This is a genomic window from Anoxybacillus sp. FSL W8-0382 (assembly GCF_038003845.1).
Taxonomy (GTDB): Bacteria; Bacillota; Bacilli; order Bacillales; family Anoxybacillaceae; genus Anoxybacillus; species Anoxybacillus flavithermus_G.
On record NZ_JBBOPX010000001.1, the window covers coordinates 2,399,532 to 2,416,787 of the forward strand.

16 protein-coding genes and 1 riboswitch are annotated in these 17,256 nt (G+C 42.8%); of the genes, 1 reads left to right on the plus strand and 15 read right to left on the minus strand.

What is annotated here, in order from left to right; genetic code table 11:
* Window positions 1-149 precede the first annotated feature (149 nt).
* Window positions 150-1,121 carry a M23 family metallopeptidase gene (locus NSS60_RS12750; RefSeq protein ID WP_004892387.1) on the plus strand — a complete coding sequence of 324 codons (972 nt, stop codon included), beginning with the start codon at window positions 150-152 and terminating at the stop codon, window positions 1,119-1,121.
* 110 nt (window positions 1,122-1,231) lie between these two features.
* On the opposite strand, the gene yunB is transcribed toward NSS60_RS12750, so the two are convergent.
* The 15 genes from yunB to NSS60_RS12825 all read right to left on the minus strand — a co-directional run bounded on the left by yunB (window position 1,232) and on the right by NSS60_RS12825 (window position 17,086).
* Window positions 1,232-1,978: a sporulation protein YunB gene (yunB, locus tag NSS60_RS12755; RefSeq protein WP_004892389.1), complete on the minus strand. Its 747-nt coding sequence runs from the start codon at window positions 1,976-1,978 to the stop codon at window positions 1,232-1,234.
* Between the two features lie 51 nt (window positions 1,979-2,029).
* Complete coding sequence (locus tag NSS60_RS12760) at window positions 2,030-2,332, minus strand: YunC family protein (protein ID WP_004892392.1); 303 nt, start codon at window positions 2,330-2,332, stop codon at window positions 2,030-2,032.
* A gap of 53 nt (window positions 2,333-2,385) precedes the next feature.
* Window positions 2,386-3,777 carry a bifunctional metallophosphatase/5'-nucleotidase gene (locus NSS60_RS12765; protein ID WP_035019272.1) on the minus strand — a complete coding sequence of 464 codons (1,392 nt, stop codon included), beginning with the start codon at window positions 3,775-3,777 and terminating at the stop codon, window positions 2,386-2,388.
* Window positions 3,778-3,799: 22 nt separating this feature from the next.
* The gene (locus tag NSS60_RS12770; RefSeq protein WP_004892397.1) at window positions 3,800-4,618 is read right to left on the minus strand and encodes a sulfite exporter TauE/SafE family protein; all 819 of its coding nucleotides are present in this window, start codon (window positions 4,616-4,618) and stop codon (window positions 3,800-3,802) included.
* A 12-nt stretch (window positions 4,619-4,630) separates the two neighbouring features.
* The gene (locus NSS60_RS12775) at window positions 4,631-5,479 is read right to left on the minus strand and encodes a DUF72 domain-containing protein (protein WP_035018916.1); all 849 of its coding nucleotides are present in this window, start codon (window positions 5,477-5,479) and stop codon (window positions 4,631-4,633) included.
* 79 nt (window positions 5,480-5,558) lie between these two features.
* Window positions 5,559-6,956 (minus strand): Fe-S cluster assembly protein SufB, encoded by a 1,398-nt coding sequence (gene sufB, locus NSS60_RS12780; protein WP_004892400.1) that lies wholly within the window; start codon window positions 6,954-6,956, stop codon window positions 5,559-5,561.
* Between the two features lie 23 nt (window positions 6,957-6,979).
* Window positions 6,980-7,420 carry a Fe-S cluster assembly sulfur transfer protein SufU gene (gene sufU, locus NSS60_RS12785; RefSeq protein ID WP_004892402.1) on the minus strand — a complete coding sequence of 147 codons (441 nt, stop codon included), beginning with the start codon at window positions 7,418-7,420 and terminating at the stop codon, window positions 6,980-6,982.
* Window positions 7,410-8,630, minus strand: coding sequence for a cysteine desulfurase (locus NSS60_RS12790; RefSeq protein ID WP_004892404.1), 1,221 nt, complete (start codon window positions 8,628-8,630; stop codon window positions 7,410-7,412). Before NSS60_RS12790 ends, sufU begins: the two co-directional genes overlap by 11 nt.
* Complete coding sequence (gene sufD, locus NSS60_RS12795; RefSeq protein WP_004892407.1) at window positions 8,630-9,934, minus strand: Fe-S cluster assembly protein SufD; 1,305 nt, start codon at window positions 9,932-9,934, stop codon at window positions 8,630-8,632. The genes NSS60_RS12790 and sufD overlap by 1 nt, the downstream gene beginning before the upstream one ends.
* A 15-nt stretch (window positions 9,935-9,949) precedes the next feature.
* A complete protein-coding gene (sufC, locus tag NSS60_RS12800) occupies window positions 9,950-10,729 on the minus strand; it encodes a Fe-S cluster assembly ATPase SufC (RefSeq protein ID WP_004892408.1) in 780 nt (259 codons plus the stop codon).
* A 329-nt stretch (window positions 10,730-11,058) separates the two neighbouring features.
* Entirely contained in the window at window positions 11,059-11,883 is an 825-nt protein-coding gene (locus NSS60_RS12805) for a MetQ/NlpA family ABC transporter substrate-binding protein (protein ID WP_004892412.1), read from the minus strand.
* Window positions 11,884-11,899: 16 nt separating this feature from the next.
* Window positions 11,900-12,568 (minus strand): methionine ABC transporter permease, encoded by a 669-nt coding sequence (locus NSS60_RS12810; protein WP_004892414.1) that lies wholly within the window; start codon window positions 12,566-12,568, stop codon window positions 11,900-11,902.
* Window positions 12,558-13,586: a methionine ABC transporter ATP-binding protein gene (locus NSS60_RS12815; RefSeq protein ID WP_340720888.1), complete on the minus strand. Its 1,029-nt coding sequence runs from the start codon at window positions 13,584-13,586 to the stop codon at window positions 12,558-12,560. Before NSS60_RS12815 ends, NSS60_RS12810 begins: the two co-directional genes overlap by 11 nt.
* Window positions 13,587-13,661: 75 nt before the next feature.
* Window positions 13,662-13,767: riboswitch (SAM riboswitch) on the minus strand.
* A gap of 611 nt (window positions 13,768-14,378) precedes the next feature.
* Window positions 14,379-15,752, minus strand: a complete 1,374-nt coding sequence (locus tag NSS60_RS12820; protein WP_340720889.1) for an IS1380 family transposase — start codon at window positions 15,750-15,752, stop codon at window positions 14,379-14,381.
* Between the two features lie 152 nt (window positions 15,753-15,904).
* Entirely contained in the window at window positions 15,905-17,086 is a 1,182-nt protein-coding gene (locus NSS60_RS12825; RefSeq protein WP_340720890.1) for an IS701 family transposase, read from the minus strand.
* Window positions 17,087-17,256: the final 170 nt, after the last annotated feature.

The following is a 17,256-nucleotide window of genomic DNA, read 5'->3' on the forward strand; positions in this document are numbered from 1 at the left end:
CACGCTCCACTCGTTAATGTACATTACCCATTATACGAGTTATTGCCTTACAATACAAAACAGTTTGTTTTTCCAACATTTTTTATTTATGAAAACAGTCGATTACCCCAAACTAATGATATGAACTTCGGAGAAAGGAGCAAGAGTGCGTGAGAACATTATGGTGCATCATCTTTCTTCTTTTCGTGCCGTTTCAAGCATTTGCAGCTGCACCAAATGATTTATATGACAAGCGAATGGAACTTTATAAAAAGGCCGAAGCGATTTCTTTCATTCCATGGTACTATTTCGCCGCTGTTGATCAATATGAACGAAGTGTTCGCCAAGCACGTAGAGATCTACCGAAACCAACAGGAGTAATTAGCATTTATATTCCCCCGGAACGCTGGGCGGGTCCACTCAACAAAAATCAAGAAGATCAAAACCCGTTTACCATTAGCCAATTCGGTGGCATAGGGATAGATGGAAATGGAGACGGTATCGCTGATCGGACAAACGATGAAGACGTATTATTTGCATTCGCTCGCTTTTTACGATCATATGGCACGGATCATACGCATATAAAAATGGCGCTATGGGATTATTATGAGCGAAACAAAACCGTCGATATCATTTTAGGAAAAGTGAAGCTATATAAACATTTTGGGACAATACAACTCGATCAATATGCCTTCCCAATTCCGCGCCGCTTTGAATATAGCTATCGGAGTACATGGGGAGATGCACGCGGGTGGGGAGGGCGCCGCATTCATGAAGGAACAGACATTTTTGCTCACTATGGCACGCCGGTTCGTTCTACATGTTATGGCATCGTTGAATTAAAAGGTTGGAACAAATACGGTGGTTGGCGCATCGGTATTCGTGACATCAACAATACGTACCACTACTTTGCACATTTAAACGGATTCGCCAACAATTTAGAAGAAGGATCTATTGTGGAACCTGGCATGCTCATCGGTTCAGTCGGAAGCTCTGGTTATGGGCCACCCGGAACGTCAGGTAAGTTTCCACCTCATCTTCATTATGGGATGTATAAAGATAATGGCTATACAGAATGGTCGTTCGATCCATATCCTTATTTAAAACAGTGGGAAAGACAAGAACGAATGAAAAAAAGATGAGGCATTTTGCCCCATCTTTTTTTTATGACTGACGGCTTTTCTTTACTGCATGAGCGATACCCTCTAAATCATAGCTATACCGATCATCATGTACATTTTAATTGCTTTCATTATTTAACAGGAATTTGAATCGACGTATTTCCTTCCCCTCCCTGATTGTAAAATTGCGGAACTTCGCCTTGAATAATTTGGATAGCGACAGGAATGTCGTTTTGAATCGTTGCTGTTTTTGTTGCAAATGGAATAATAATTTGCACGTTCACTTCGATATGAATTGCTATTTCTATTAAAGCATTGTTAATTCCAAATGGACGAATATTTTTGTTGACATCCGAATGAACGTCCCCAATGACGTAAAAGCGAACCGGTATACGCGGACCTAAATTCCCTAATAAGACGTTGTTTGTTGCTTGTCCGAGCGGGATATAATAAATAATCCCTTTTTCCATTTCCGTTTCAACTTGCACGTCTGGAAACTCAAGCGCGGATAGTTTTCCTTCCGATGCTGCTTTTAAATTTCGCTGTACGCGGTTTGTCGTTTTTGCTAATACACGATTGACTACTGTTGCATTAAAGTCAATAGCCGAAATTTTTCCTTGCCCATCTTTTTCAATTTTAATAAAGTTTTCGACGTTGAAATCGTCCTCAGCAATTTGTTGACTAATCGCATTGTTTATCACTAAGTTCGCTAGGCGGCGCGTTTCTTTCTCGGCGATCGCCATAAGCGTCGGTTCAATCCCTCTATTAATGAACCAAAGGCTCGCAACAGTCGAAACAATAAAAAAAACGAACGTGATTAAAAAAATATAACGGACGGGTAGCGGTTTTCTTCTTTTGCGCAATTGTTGATACAACAAAAATCCCCCCTCTCACGCTATATGTATGCGATCAAGCAGGGGATTATTATTTTATTTCATGAGAAGCAAAGCGTCTTTTCCTTTCATTCCACGTGAGATCCCTAATTGTTCAGCCGCAAAAGTGACAGACTCAAGCGGTGCTTCTAACAGTTGGTCAATTGTTCGCACCCCTACCGCCCTTCCTGCGACAATACCGCGATCACGCAATTTTTCGTTTAACAGCGCTACATCTAACGCCCCGCACATAATGTATCCTTTATCATTTGCAACAGCTAATAACGTTGTTTTAGGCAACTGAACAGAAATCGCTGTAAACGGTTCTCCGTTAATCCATAACGGTTTTACCTCAATCATATGTTCACGCTCCTTTCCTTTATTCAATGTATGAATAAAGGAACGAAGGGTGCCTACGATTGATACATGTTTTTTAGCTTCCACGCAAGCACATCACGCAACATTTCTGGCATATAATATTGTTTTTTCGCCCGATATATTTCTGGATATAAATGTCCGAACGTAAACATATCAATTGTCGCCACCGCATACGTTTTTTGCTCATCGATTGGCTGATCATGAATAAAAATGCGGCGCACATGTGCTTGACCATCTATCAGTTGTTCTTTTTCAACAGTAATGCGGTCATACACCATTTGTCCCATTACTTCTCCACGAAATCCAAATCCTTTCAGACGTAACTGTTTCATTTGTTCAGTTTCCGCTTGTAAAATGACTTCTTTTAACTCGCTCCCTCGCAAATATACTTTGCATGGATTAATCGGATGTGGACAAATGCGGTGAATGTCTCCTTTCGTCACAACACCTTTTTCGAGAGAAGACAGTAGCACCCCGGCATTCACCATCGCTACATCGCCCTCACACCATTCATTTAACGCTTGCGCAAGAATGGTTGCCAATGGAGACGGGGCAAACCAATCAATATGTAGCGTCTCTGGCAATTGTACAATCGGCTGAGCCAACGCACGAGCAGATTGTGCAATCATATCATTTAATTTTTGTTTTGTTTCTTCGCATTCATATTCTAACGCTTCCGTATGTTGTACATGCGCCTTCATATCTACTTTTCGACTTTTTTGATCGATCGTCAACGTGACATGCCCAACATAATGACCGAATTTCCCCGCTCCACAGAGCAACGTTTCATTCACCCATTTTCCTTGCTCAAATACATGATGGGTATGACCACCTAAAATCGCTGTCAATTGTGGGAACATTTCTGCCATTTTTTCGTCATCATTTACGCCTAAGTGAGATAATAAAACGATCGCATCCACTTTTTCCGAAAGCTCTTCCACAAGCTGAGCGACCGTCTCAAATGGATCCGCAACACGCCATCCAAGCAGCTCATAAAACGTCTGAAACGGAACGGTCACCCCAATGAACGCCACGCGAACACACCCGAACGTCATGATAACATACGGCTTCATCCAATGTGGGCGCTCTCCGTTTTCATAAAAAACGTTCGCAACAATCACAGGGAATTTAGCATGTGCATATAACGTATCGAGCTGTTTATGACTCAGTGTAATTCCTTCATTATTTCCAATTGTGACCGCATCGTATGCTGCATCGTTTAAAAGGGTGATATTAGCTTTTCCATCCGACGCTTCTGTCAATGGATGAAATCGATCAATAAAGTCACCAATATCGAGCAAAACCATATGTTCATTTTGTTTTTTATGCTCGCTTCTTTTTTTTCGTAAATAATGCACTACTTTTGGCCAATGTTCAAAATGGCTATGCACATCGTTTGTATGATAAATATGTATCGTCTCTTTCAATGTTTGCAACACACCTTTCCCTTTACCAGCCAAGTCCTTGCACGATTAAACGAACCCCAAGTAAAATGAGTACGATCCGCAATAGCGTCACAACTGTTTTTCCTTTTAGTCTCCGATTAAGCCATGCGCCACATTTTGCACCGACCCATACGCCCGGAATAAGCGAAAGCGCAAACGCCCATGCAACATTTCCTATAAACACATGAGTTAGTGAACTAACAATGGATGATAAAAAAACGATAAACATCGATGTAGCAACGGCTACGTGGGGAGGAAACAAAAACAATAACATCATCGCAGGCACCATGAGCGAACCGCCACCAATGCCAAAAAACCCGCCGACAAAGCCAACAATAAACGCAATGAGCGTAGCGATGAACGGATTATAGCCATATGTCACTTCCTCTCCTTCGTTCGTGACATATGTGCGCATAATAGGAAACGTTCGTGTTGCACGCGGTGAAAAACGCGATTGAAACATAAGCAAAAATGAAACAGCAATTAAAAACAGTCCAAAGTAAAGCGAAAAATGTTGCATATGCACATGTTGATTTACCCATGCACCAAGCATTGCCCCCGGTCCACTACCGATGAAAAAAAACAAGCCGCTTTTATAGTCCACCATTTTATGCTTCATATATGTTAAAGTCGACGACAATCCATTAAAAATAATGACGACAAGCGATGTACCAACCGCCATTTGTGGTGAAATCGCTGGCAATACATGTGCGGTGCTTAAAAAAAGAAGCGCGGGAACGATAATGACCCCTCCCCCTAAACCGACAAGACTGCCGATCGTTCCTGCTAAAAAACCGACCACTAAAAGGAGTATATATTCCATTTTCATCCCCCATTACGAAAACAAATCTAATTGCCGTGGCGCTAAGTCCGTATACTCAATACTTAACATCTGCAAGAGCTGTTTTGCATTATGGGCGGCATCACCGCCCGAATTGTTGTTAAACAACACGTAAATATGTTCACATTTCGTTTGTAACAGACGAATATGTTTTACCCATTCTTGTAACTCTTGCTCGTTGTATCGATATAAATAACGAACGGCACGCCAATTTTCGTCATCTCGTTTATTCCAACCAGCTACGTTGCGTCCGTGTAGACGAATGAGCGTTTTATTTGGATCTGTTGGATGCAAAACAGTCGGTACCGATCCTTCCCCCGCTTGCGGTTCATCGCAAATGCTATGGATCCAGCGCTCTTCTTCCATAAAACGCAACGTCTTTTCGTAAAACGGAGGGGAAAACCAAGATTGATGACGAAATTCAAGTGCCACAGGAACATTCCCCATTCGTTCCCGACACCAACGTAAATAATGGACATGCTTTTTTTGGCAGTCAAACCACGGTGGAAATTGAAACAACACCATCGCAAGCTTATTTGCTTGCTGAAACGGCTCAATGGATTGCAAAAATGCTGTAAACATCTCCTCTTTGCTCGCATACGGAATATCTCCACGTTGATGACCCGTCATCCCTTGATACGCTTTAACGATAAATTGAAAACATTCCGGCGTTTCCATCGTCCATTTTTCAACGTTTTGACGCGGCTGAATCGCATAAAAATACGCATCGACCTCGACAGTTGGAAAATGGGCCGCATATGCTGTTAACTTATCTTTTGCGGCAAGACGTGACGGATATAGACGATCGTGGTCGCCCCATCCCGTTAATCCGACATAAATCATATTCATCACCTACATTTATCTTACCATAACATACAAAAAAAGCCGATGACCTGCATCACGCAGATCATCAGCTCGTTTATTACCCAATACTACCTTCCATTTCAAACTTAATGAGTCGGTTCATTTCAACGGCGTATTCCATCGGCAATTCTCTCGTAAACGGCTCAATAAAGCCCATAACGATCATTTCTGTCGCTTCTTGTTCAGAGATGCCGCGGCTCATTAAATAAAATAGTTGTTCTTCTGATACTTTCGACACTTTTGCTTCATGCTCAAGCGAAATGTTGTCGTTTAAAATTTCGTTGTATGGAATCGTATCAGATGTCGATTGATTATCCATAATGAGCGTGTCACACTCAATATTTGAACGAGAACCGTCCGCTTTCCGTCCGAAATGAACGATACCGCGATATGTGACTTTTCCACCTTGTTTCGAAATCGATTTTGAGACGATCGTTGATGACGTATTTGGCGCTAAATGAATCATTTTCGCGCCAGCATCTTGATGTTGCCCTTTGCCAGCAATCGCAATCGAAAGCGTCAAGCCACGCGCGCCTTCTCCTTTTAAAATGACAGCTGGGTATTTCATCGTTAATTTTGAACCGATATTTCCATCGATCCATTCCATCGTCGCATTTTCTTCGCAAACTGCACGTTTTGTCACGAGGTTGAAGACGTTGTTTGCCCAGTTTTGAATCGTTGTATAACGGCAATACGCGCCCTTTTTCACGATAATTTCAACGACGGCGCTATGAAGCGAGTTTGTCGTATAGACAGGCGCCGTACAGCCTTCAACGTAATGAACGTGTGCCCCTTCGTCGACGATAATTAACGTCCGCTCAAATTGGCCCATATTTTCCGAGTTAATTCGGAAATACGCTTGCAACGGCGTATCAACTTTTACACCTTTTGGTACGTAAATGAATGAACCACCAGACCAAACAGCGGAGTTGAGCGCTGCAAATTTATTATCTGTCGGCGGAACAACTTTTGCCCAATGCTGGCGAAATAAATCTTCATTTTCTTTTAACGCCGAGTCTGTATCTTTAAAAATGACCCCTAATTTCTCTAGATCTTCTTTCATGTTATGGTATACAACTTCCGACTCGTATTGCGCCGATACCCCAGCTAAATATTTTTGTTCTGCTTCTGGAATACCGAGCTTATCGAACGTTGCTTTAATTTCTTCCGGCACCTCATCCCAAGAACGACCGGATTTTTCCGATGGTTTGACGTAATAAGTAATTTCATCGAAATCTAAACTTGATAAATCGCCGCCCCATTGTGGCATCGGCATGCTGTAAAAAATGTCTAACGCTTTTAAGCGGAAGTCGAGCATCCACTTTGGTTCATTTTTCATTCGCGAAATTTCTTCTACAATTTCGCGCGTTAAGCCGCGCTCAGCACGGAATACAGATACGTCTTTATCGGCGAAACCGTACTTATATTCACCGATTTCTGGCATTTTTTTCGCCATCTCTTTCGCCTCCTTTTTTATGACTAGCCTTGTTGCTCATGCAATCCTTTTTCCATCGCTTTCCACGCTAATGTAGCGCATTTAATGCGGGCAGGGAATTTTGATACGCCTTGAAGTGCTTCAATATCGCCTAAATCAATTGAGTCGTCATAATCTTTTCCTTGCATCATGTCTGAAAAAATCGTTGATAGCTTAAGCGCTTCTTCAATTGTTTTTCCCTTGATCGCCTCTGTCATCATCGATGCAGAGGACATCGAAATAGAACAACCTTCTCCTTCAAACTTCGCATCGACAATTTTCCTATCTTCTACTTTTAATGTTAAGTGAATGCGATCACCACACGTCGGGTTGTTCATGTTTATATCGACGTGCTCCCCTTCTAACACACCACGATTTCTCGGGTTTTTATAATGATCCATAATAACTTGTCGATACAACGTATCTAAATGGCTATTAAAAGACATAGCTGAAATACTCCTTCGTTTTCTTTAATGCTGAAACGAGTGCATCAATTTCTTCTTCGGTATTGTATAAATAAAAGCTTGCACGTGCAGTTGCCGTCACGTTTAACCACTTCATAAGTGGTTGCGCACAATGGTGACCAGCACGAACAGCAATACCTTCCGCATCTAAGACGGTCGCAACATCGTGCGGATGCACACCGTCAATATTAAATGTCACAAGCCCTGCGCGCGCTTTCGGGCCGTAAATCGTCAATCCGTCAATCGTCGCAAGCTGTTCGAGCGCATATTGCGCTAAACGATGTTCATGCTCAGCGATATGATCTAACCCGACTTGCTCAAGAAAATCAATCGCCGCTCCTAAGCCAATCGCTCCTGCGATAATTGGTGTACCACCCTCAAATTTCCACGGAAGCTCTTTCCACGTTGACTCGTACAACCCAACAAAATCAATCATTTCGCCACCAAATTCAACAGGCTCCATTTGCTCAAGCAAATGTTTTTTGCCATATAACACACCGATACCTGTCGGCCCGCACATTTTATGTCCCGAAAACGCATAAAAATCGCAGTCAATATCTTGCACATCTACTTTCATATGCGGCGTGCTTTGTGCCCCGTCAACAACAACGACGGCACCGTTCTTATGGGCAATTTGCGCAATTTCTTTTACAGGATTGATCGTACCTAGGACGTTCGATACGTACATGATCGCAACAATTTTCGTGTTTGGCGTGACTGTTTGTTCCACATCTTCTAACCGGATCGTGCCGTCTGGTTGAAGCGGAATGTATTTTAACGTTGCCCCTGTTTGTTTAGCAACTTGTTGCCATGGGATGATATTGCTATGATGCTCCATATACGTAATAACGATTTCATCGCCTTCGCGCACGTTTGCGCGACCGTAACTTGCCGCCACTAAGTTAATGGCCGTTGTCGTCCCGCGCGTAAAAATAATTTCTTCCGTCGAAGCGGCACCGATGAAGCGGCGCACTTTTTCACGCGCCCCTTCATATGCGTCAGTTGCCTTCGTCCCGAGCGTATGCACGCCACGATGAACGTTTGAATTATATTGTCGATAATAATTGTCAATCGCCTCAATGACCGGCAACGGTTTTTGCGACGTTGCTGCACTGTCTAAATAAACGAGCGGTTTGCCGTTTACTTGTTGATCTAAAATCGGGAATAGTTGACGAAGTTCTTTTACGTTCATCATTTAACTTTCCTTTCGATCACTTCAATTAATTGTTTTTTCACACGCTCAATCGGAATTTCATTGACGACTGGTGCTAAAAAGCCATGAATAATTAATCGTTCCGCTTCCGTTTTCGGAATACCGCGGCTCATTAAATAATATAGTTGCGTCGGATCGACACGGCCGACCGATGCCGCATGGCCTGCTGTCACATCATCTTCATCAATTAACAAAATCGGGTTTGCATCGCCGCGCGCTTTCGGGCTTAACATAAGCACACGCGACTCTTGCTCTGCGTTTGATTTTGATGCCCCGTGCTCAATTTTACCAATCCCGTTAAAAATGGATGTCGCTTCATCTTTGACTACGCCATGTTTTAAAATGTATCCTTCCGTATGCTTGCCGTAATGAATAACACTTGTCGTAAAGTTTTGGACTTGCTCACCGCGACTCACAACAACTGTCTTTGTATCACCAAAAGACCCATCGCCGATCAAGCGCGTAATGTTTTCTGAAATTGTATTTCCGTCGTTCATTAAACCGAGCGCCCATTCAATGCGCGCATGGCGGCCTGTAATTCCACGACGGTTCACATATGTCGTCGTTCCTTTAGCTAAACTGTCCACAGCGCCAAAAAATACTTGCGCATCGTCTAATGCAAACACTTCAGCAATGATGTTCACGATCGCTTCGGAACGTTCACGTGTTGAAATATAGTTTTCAACATACGTCACTTTGCTACCGACGTCCGCAACGATAATGACATGGTTAAATAACGCTTCCGCTTTTTCATGTACATATACCGCTTGCAATGGCACATCGACTTGGACATGCTTTGGTACGTATACAAACACCCCGCCGTTCACAAGCGCTGCATGAAGCGCTGTCAGACGATGTTCATTTACTTTGACGCCGTCCATAAAATATTTTTGCACAAGCTCACCATGTTCGCGGACAGCTGTCGCTAAGTCGGTGAAAATAACACCTTTTTCTTTTAGTTCATCTGCAAGCGATACGTATGCACATGTATGATCGCGTTGCACATATACATTTTTTTGTTCCTCATCGATATCAATAAGCACTTTCACTTCTTCTGGCAACTCTTCTAACGACGAAAGCGGTGCGCTTTCAACGAGATGAGTAGAAAATTGTGTAAAGTTCCAACGATCAATTTTTGTTTTATCTGGCTTCGGTAAAGGAAGTTGTTCCGCTTGCGCAAGAGCTTGTAAGCGAACGTTTAAAAGCCAGTCCGGTTCTCCACGCCCTTCAGAAAAAGAGCGCACATACTGTTGGTCGAATGGTAGTTTCGTCTCGATCATCATAAATCCTCCTAACGCTTACGCTTCTTGCTCAACGACTTCATCTTCAATGCCTAATTCTTTTTTAATCCAGTCGTATCCTTCAGCTTCAAGACGTTGTGCTAATTCTGGACCACCAGATTTCACGATGCGTCCTTGCATCATAACATGCACGTAATCTGGCGTAATGTAGTTTAATAAACGCTGATAGTGCGTAATGATTAAACAGCCAAAGTCGCTATTACGCATTTCGTTTACACCTTTTGCAACAACTTTTAATGCGTCAATGTCAAGGCCTGAGTCAATTTCATCTAAAATAGCAATTTTCGGTTGTAACATCATTAATTGTAAAATTTCGTTTCTCTTTTTCTCTCCACCTGAAAATCCTTCGTTTAAATAACGATGCGCCATATCTGGATTCATTTCTAAAAACGCCATTTTTTCGTCTAATTGGCGAATGAATTTCATTAATGAAATTTCGTTTCCTTCTCCACGACGTGCGTTAATAGCAGAACGAAGGAAATCCGCATTTGTTACACCGCTAATTTCGCTCGGATATTGCATCGCTAAAAATAGCCCAGCACGAGCGCGCTCATCTACTTCCATTTCTAATACATCTTGCCCATCTAATGTAATGCTTCCTTTTGTTACTTCATATTTTGGATGCCCCATAATGGCAGCGGATAACGTCGATTTCCCTGTTCCGTTCGGCCCCATGATCGCATGGAACTCGCCACCTTTAATTTCAAGGTTAACCCCTTTTAAAATTTCTTTTCCATCAATTGCAACGTGAAGATCTTTAATCGTTAATGTTGCCATAAAAAAATACCTCCAGTTTCGCTTATGTTCATGAAACGTAATTCTCACTTTATTCTCATTACAATTTTATAACAGATGAAAAGTATTAGCAACCTTATTGCAAGCATTTTGATACTTTTCTGTTTCTAAAGTTGGTTTAATTTATCACGTATGTAAAAAAGGATAGGAGAGCCCTATCCTTTTAATGCACGTGAGTAAACGCGTTAAACGCTCGTCCAACATGAGGCATGTGTTGCGTAAACCTTGTTCTATCGACATATGTACTCCTCCTTCCTTTTTATCATGCGTCGTTTTCGAGAAAATATAAAAGGACGCCCGAATGGGCATCCTTATTTCGTTGCTGGAATAACAGCACCGTTATATTTTTGTAAAATGAAGTCTTGAATTTCCTTTGATTGCAACACTTCAACAAGCGTTTGAATTTCTTTACGTTTTTCGTCACCTTTACGAACCGCGATAATGTTCACGTATGGGTTGTTTTCTGGCGATTCAACCGCAATCGGATCTTTTGCTGGATCTAATCCGGCATCTAACGCATAGTTTGCGTTAATTAATACCGCATCTCCTTCATCATTTTTATACACTTGCGGAAGCAATCCTGCTTCGATATCTGCTTCAAATACTAAATTTTTCGGATTTTCAACAATGTCATCAATTGTTGCTTTCGTCTTATCGACACCATCTTTTAATTTAATTAGTCCTTTTTCTTCAAGCATCGATAAAATACGACCGTGATCAGCAACAGAGTTACTCATAATGATTTTTGCACCGTTTGGTAGCTCTTCAAGGCTTTTATATTTTTTAGAGTATACACCGATTGGTTCAATATGAATACCGCCAGCATTTACAAAGTCATAGCCATGTTCTTTCATTTGTGCTTCTAAATAAGGAATGTGTTGGAAATAGTTTGCATCTAACTCTTTATCTGCTAATGCTTTGTTTGGTAATACGAAATCTTGGAATGTAACAATTTCTAATTCAATACCCTTTTCTTTTAAAATCGGTTTTGCTTTTTCTAAAATTTCGGCATGTGGCACGTTTGATGCACCAACGACAAGCTTATTCGTCTTTTCTTCGGCACTTTCGCTTTTTCCGCAAGCAGCGAGCGCTAATACAACAACTGCAGCAACAAGTAAAGAGAACCATTTTTTCATTTGTTTTTTCCCCCTTTTATCGTTTATCTATTTTAGAAGTGACAAGGTCACCAATAAACTGAATGATAAAGACGATGATTAAAATGAGCACTGTTGCAACGAACGTGACGTCGTTATTGTTACGTTGAAACCCTTCTAAATACGCTAAGTTTCCAAGCCCTCCAGCACCGACAACTCCTGCCATCGCTGTATAACCAACGAGCGCGATCGCTGTAACTGTAATACCAGATACAAGTGCTGGCAACGCTTCAGGGAGAAGCACTTTCCAAATAATTGTTGCTGTCGTCGCCCCCATCGCTTTTGCCGCTTCAATAACACCTTTATCAATTTCACGAAGCGCAATTTCGACCATGCGTGCATAAAACGGCGCGGCACCAATAATTAGTGCAGGCAACGCGGCATTTGCCCCAAGAATCTTACCGACAACAAGCTTTGTAAACGGGATGAGCAAAATAATTAAAATAATAAACGGGATGGAACGAAAAATGTTGACGAACGATGCGATCACACCGTTAATAAAACGATTTTCCCATATGTTTCCCTTAGACGTTAAAAACAGCAACAATCCGAGTAAAATACCGAGCACAAACGTTGCGACAACGGAGACGGCGGTCATATACAACGTTTCCGTCGTGGCCGCCCATATTTTATCCCAAACGACGTTCGGAAATAGTTCATTGAACATTCGCCAACACCTCCACTTCAACTTCTTGCTGGCGAATGAAATCGAGCGCTCGCTCAATCTCGTCATTCGCACCGTCTAAATGAACGAACAACACCCCGTATGAACCGTGATGCGTTTGCGAAATTTTCCCTTGCAAAATGTTCACGTTCAAATCAAATTGTCGAATGATGTGCGTGATGAGTGGTTGCTCAGCTTCTTCGCCAACAAATGTAAGCTGTACAACTTTTCCATTTGGATATCGCTCAAGAAGATGCAACATCGCCTCTTTCGTTTCTTCCGGCTCTGTGACTTGCTGAACAAATCGTTTCGTAATCGGCTGCTCTGGCTTGCGGAACACGTGAAGCACTTCGCCCATCTCGACAATTTTTCCGTTTTCCATGACCGCTACACGATCACAAATTTTACGAATAACATGCATTTCGTGTGTAATTAATACGATCGTTAAACCAAGACGTTTATTAATGTCAACAAGCAAGTCTAAAATTGAGTCGGTCGTTTGCGGATCAAGCGCCGATGTTGCTTCATCGCACAACAACACTTTCGGATTGTTCGCTAATGCGCGTGCAATACCAACGCGTTGCTTTTGTCCGCCGCTCAGTTGTGACGGATACGCATTTTCTCTCCCTTGCAAACCGACGAGCTGAATGAGTTCATCGACGCGCTTCATCCGTTCTTCTTTCGGCACGCCAGCAATTTCTAACGGAAAAGCAATATTTTCGCGCACTGTTCGCGACCAAAGTAAATTAAAATGTTGAAAAATCATACCGATTTGTTGGCGCGCTTGGCGTAACTGCTTCCCGCTAATTTTCCCCATATCTTTCCCATCAACAATGACTTCACCGCTCGTCGGCTTTTCTAATCCGTTCAATAACCGAATGAGCGAGCTTTTCCCTGCGCCGCTATAGCCGATAATACCAAAAATTTCTCCTTGTTCGATATGCAAATTCACATGATCGACTGCCGTTACATTCCCACTTGCTGCTTTATACACTTTTGTTACATTCGATAATGTGATCACGTTGCTGTCACCTTCCTTCCATGAAAAAAACCTTTCTGCTCAAGAGAACAGAAAGGCGCGAATCGTCCATTCTGTCTCTTATCTCTCAAAGCAAACGCTTTGTGTGAATTGGCACCATTTCAGCAGCGCTGACGGTTGCCGGGTTTCATCGGGCACATCCCTCCACCTCTCTTGATAAGAGCGCTTTTAAACGCTTTATTCAGTTAACGTTTTAATGTATTCAAGAATGATGTTGAACTACGAATGTGAGTATATCATCGAAAAAAGGACGATGTCAATAAAAATTTTTTGACTTTAATATGAGAAATCATTATATTGCTAATGTCGGGCGATCGAGCAACAACCGCTCACACGAAAGCGTAAAGGGCTGATCCAAAACGCTAATACGTTTTAGATCAGCCACTTCAGTCCAAAAAATGAAGTTAAACTTATCAATTGTAGCTATATACATAAGTTGCAATAAAGAATTTCCGATTTCTCGTTTCTATTTTGCTCCCATACAATTCGACTATGCTATAACATTGCGAGTGATCGGCTGGATGTAAAACAAAATTTCAATTTATATTTAATTACTGTAGTTGAGTACCTGAATCCGTGATAAGATGACATCAACTTTGATTTTGTTGCTGGATTTATGGATGCGTGATCCATCCCTCCCTTTTTATGTTTAAAACAGATGTCATCTTCACTCTCGAAAATGAAACAACTATCTTTTTTGGGTATGTAAACCAAATGAAAAACAAAAAAAGGACAGAGGGATAAGATGAGTACAGAATCACGAACAATCGTTCGTTATCCTCCTTCTCTCCATTTGATGTACAGGTTCAGAAGGGGCTCGCTATAGCCACTCCTTCGTGTCAGTTTCATCCATAGCTGCCGTGATCGGCGAACGAGTCGTCCCGCCATCGTGATCACCGTCTGAATGATCGTCTTGATGCGACGGCGTTTCACTTTATGATGCAATGGATGTCTCGGATCGCTTAATAGATCTTGTCCAATCAGGCGAAGAAGGTTGTACACGAATGCTCCCATGACCAACACGAGCGCATTCGTTTTCATCTTCCCAGATGGAAGTCGCTCTAAATCTAAGTCGCTCTTGAGTTCGCTATGAAACTGTTCGCATGTCGCATGATCATGATACAACGCGAGCACATCGCTCATTCGAACATGCTCGTTTCCTTTGAGCCGCACCCAATAGCTTTCCACTTCATAATCAGGAACGAGCATCAGCTGTCCATTGCGTTCCATCGTTCGTTCCGTCACTTGGGTGACTTGAACGTACGTATACGTGTTTCCATCGATCGCTACCGTCTGTGGAAGGCATAGCTCATACGTTTGTACTCCTTCGGTTTGTCCATCGTCGACGCGTTTGCCCTTTTGCGAAGCGATCTGAAACCAAAGCGCTTTCGATTCTCGGCGTAAGTTTCGCTTGATGACAAAGTCCACGTCTTCCTTTAGGCATACGTGCACATTCGCTTCCGCGTCGTTTCCTGCATCCATGCGAACAAGCAGACGAGACGCAGTAAGTGGACGAGCTCGACGGATGGCGGTCGTTAAAAACGAAGGCATGTTGTCTTGCACATGTTGTTTTCCGGGACGCAACTCGGCATGAACGATATACCCTTCCTTCCCTGCATACGCAAACAATGGTGTAAAACCGTCAAATCCTTTATACGTTCGACTCACTCCTTCTTTTTTCGTATCGGAGTTGTCAAATGGGGAGCCATCGAGATCAAGAGGGAGCCATGTCGCCTTCCCTTTCGTCCAACAAGGGGACAAAGTGGCATGTCGTTGAATCAATAGACGCATGGACTCCTCCCAAAGAATCGTTTCGGTCATCGGAAGACAAGCGAGCTGATCGAGTCGCTGTCTTAACGTTGGGGAGGAAGGCACGTGCTGAATCCCCATCGATGTCGAAAACATATCGTCCTGACGATACGCTTCAATATGATCAAAGTCCGTTTTTCCTGTGGCAAGCAAGCCGATCATCGAGCGAATGACATCGCTATGGGAAATGTGCACGTCTCGACGAACGCTTGGAAGCCGAAGCGCGTTTACCCGTTTATCCATTTTCGTTTGGTGTAGTAAGTAGCCAACGAGGGCAAGCCCAGCACTTGGAGTAATCGCTTCATCTGTCAATACAAACCGAATCGGGAAATCTTTCATCACATTCACCTACTTGATGAAGAATCGTCAATGTCGTTTTCCCTTATCGTATCAACGGTTTGCATCCATTGTAAAGATGGTTTGTCACGGATTCAGGTGAGTAATTTTTATAACAATAATTACCATGTAAAAAGAGACAAACAGGGTATCCCTTATGCCACATGGAGCTGTTTTTTGATGGTATCAATAGGAATATTTTGTTTTGCTGCGCTGTAAATGAACTCCACGAGGCTATGTCCTTTTCGCTTACGCAGGAGATCGAGCCCATCGGAAAAATCGCTGTTCGACTCGAATAGGCTGTACACATAAGCGAGCTGCACCAAGATCCAGTAACGTTTCACCGCTCGATGATGACGAACGCGGTATCCATCGAGCTTCAACTGGTCTTTCGCTTGTCGAAAAAAGCATTCGATCGACCAACGCTGGGCATAGTAGCGCAAGATGTCTTCGTCGCTTAGCTCTTGGTCGGTGCTCAAGACGCAGTGAAGATGTTCCGATGTCATCGGTTGATCGGCTTTCCAAACAAGTAGCACCGCCGCATGGTCGAGACCGTTGAGCGTTCCTTCGTAACGATAGACGCGATAGTGATCTTCTCCCACCGTGACGAGGTGAGTGTCGTCTAGTTCGATCGAGCGAGCCAACTGCTTCGCTTGGATGGCGATGCCGTTCGGATAGAGAATCCGGTTCGTTTTGAGCATGGCGATGACGTGAAATCCTTTTTTCAGACAAGCTTTCACGAGCGATTGTGATGGATACCACGAATCCATGAGCACATAAACAGGACGACTCACATCCAAAGAAGAAAGCATCTCGATCGCCAGTTCCCCCTTGCTTTTCCCAGCCGCCTTGTCGTAGAGGCGAAAGGCAAAAGGAAACGCTTGGGTTGCAGTATGAACCATGAGCCAAACAAGAGAATGCCCCCAAATTGATTTTTTCTCTGTGTGAGAATAGTGCCAATCACATCCTTGAATGGCGTTCGTTGCCTGTGACGAAGGCTTCGTTTTTTGGCAAATCGTATCATCGATCGAAACAAAAATGGGTTGATTCTCTCGTTTCGCGTTGCGTTCGACACGATGCAGCATCCACTGCTGGAGTTTGCGAAGCAGCGCTTCTTCATCCCAAGGGCTTTTCGTGAAAAAATGGCTGAGTGTCGTGCGATGGTTCGGATGAAAACTCCCATGATGTAGATCGGTCAACGTTCCCGAAAAACCTTTCGTCACCATCGCATCCACGATATGAACGAGATGTTTCATCACAGGTTTTGAAAAATAAAGCGTCGAACCTAACGTCGTGAAAAACTTGAGAATTCCTTGGTGATGTGCTAGTCTATTCATGAAACATGAACCTCCTTGTGTGAATGGTTGGTGGCACATCTATTCTAACCAAGGAATCGGGTTCATGTCTTCTTTTTTGTCTCAATGTAAATTTATGTTATCGATTTTGCTCATCTACAGTTAATTATTGTCCCGAAAATTACTCAACTACAGTTACAACAAGAAAGCTT

Coding starts and splice junctions, on each gene's coding strand:
- sufB (WP_004892400.1), bottom strand. CDS start 6,956: ATGGCGAAAAAAATGCCAGAAATCGGTGAATATAAGTACGGTTTCGCC.
- NSS60_RS12825 (WP_340720890.1), bottom strand. CDS start 17,086: ATGAATAGACTAGCACATCACCAAGGAATTCTCAAGTTTTTCACGACG.
- sufU (WP_004892402.1), bottom strand. CDS start 7,420: ATGTCTTTTAATAGCCATTTAGATACGTTGTATCGACAAGTTATTATG.
- NSS60_RS12775 (WP_035018916.1), bottom strand. CDS start 5,479: ATGATTTATGTCGGATTAACGGGATGGGGCGACCACGATCGTCTATAT.
- sufC (WP_004892408.1), bottom strand. CDS start 10,729: ATGGCAACATTAACGATTAAAGATCTTCACGTTGCAATTGATGGAAAA.
- sufD (WP_004892407.1), bottom strand. CDS start 9,934: ATGATGATCGAGACGAAACTACCATTCGACCAACAGTATGTGCGCTCT.
- NSS60_RS12810 (WP_004892414.1), bottom strand. CDS start 12,568: ATGTTCAATGAACTATTTCCGAACGTCGTTTGGGATAAAATATGGGCG.
- NSS60_RS12770 (WP_004892397.1), bottom strand. CDS start 4,618: ATGGAATATATACTCCTTTTAGTGGTCGGTTTTTTAGCAGGAACGATC.
- NSS60_RS12790 (WP_004892404.1), bottom strand. CDS start 8,630: ATGAACGTAAAAGAACTTCGTCAACTATTCCCGATTTTAGATCAACAA.
- NSS60_RS12760 (WP_004892392.1), bottom strand. CDS start 2,332: ATGATTGAGGTAAAACCGTTATGGATTAACGGAGAACCGTTTACAGCG.
- NSS60_RS12820 (WP_340720889.1), bottom strand. CDS start 15,752: ATGAAAGATTTCCCGATTCGGTTTGTATTGACAGATGAAGCGATTACT.
- NSS60_RS12805 (WP_004892412.1), bottom strand. CDS start 11,883: ATGAAAAAATGGTTCTCTTTACTTGTTGCTGCAGTTGTTGTATTAGCG.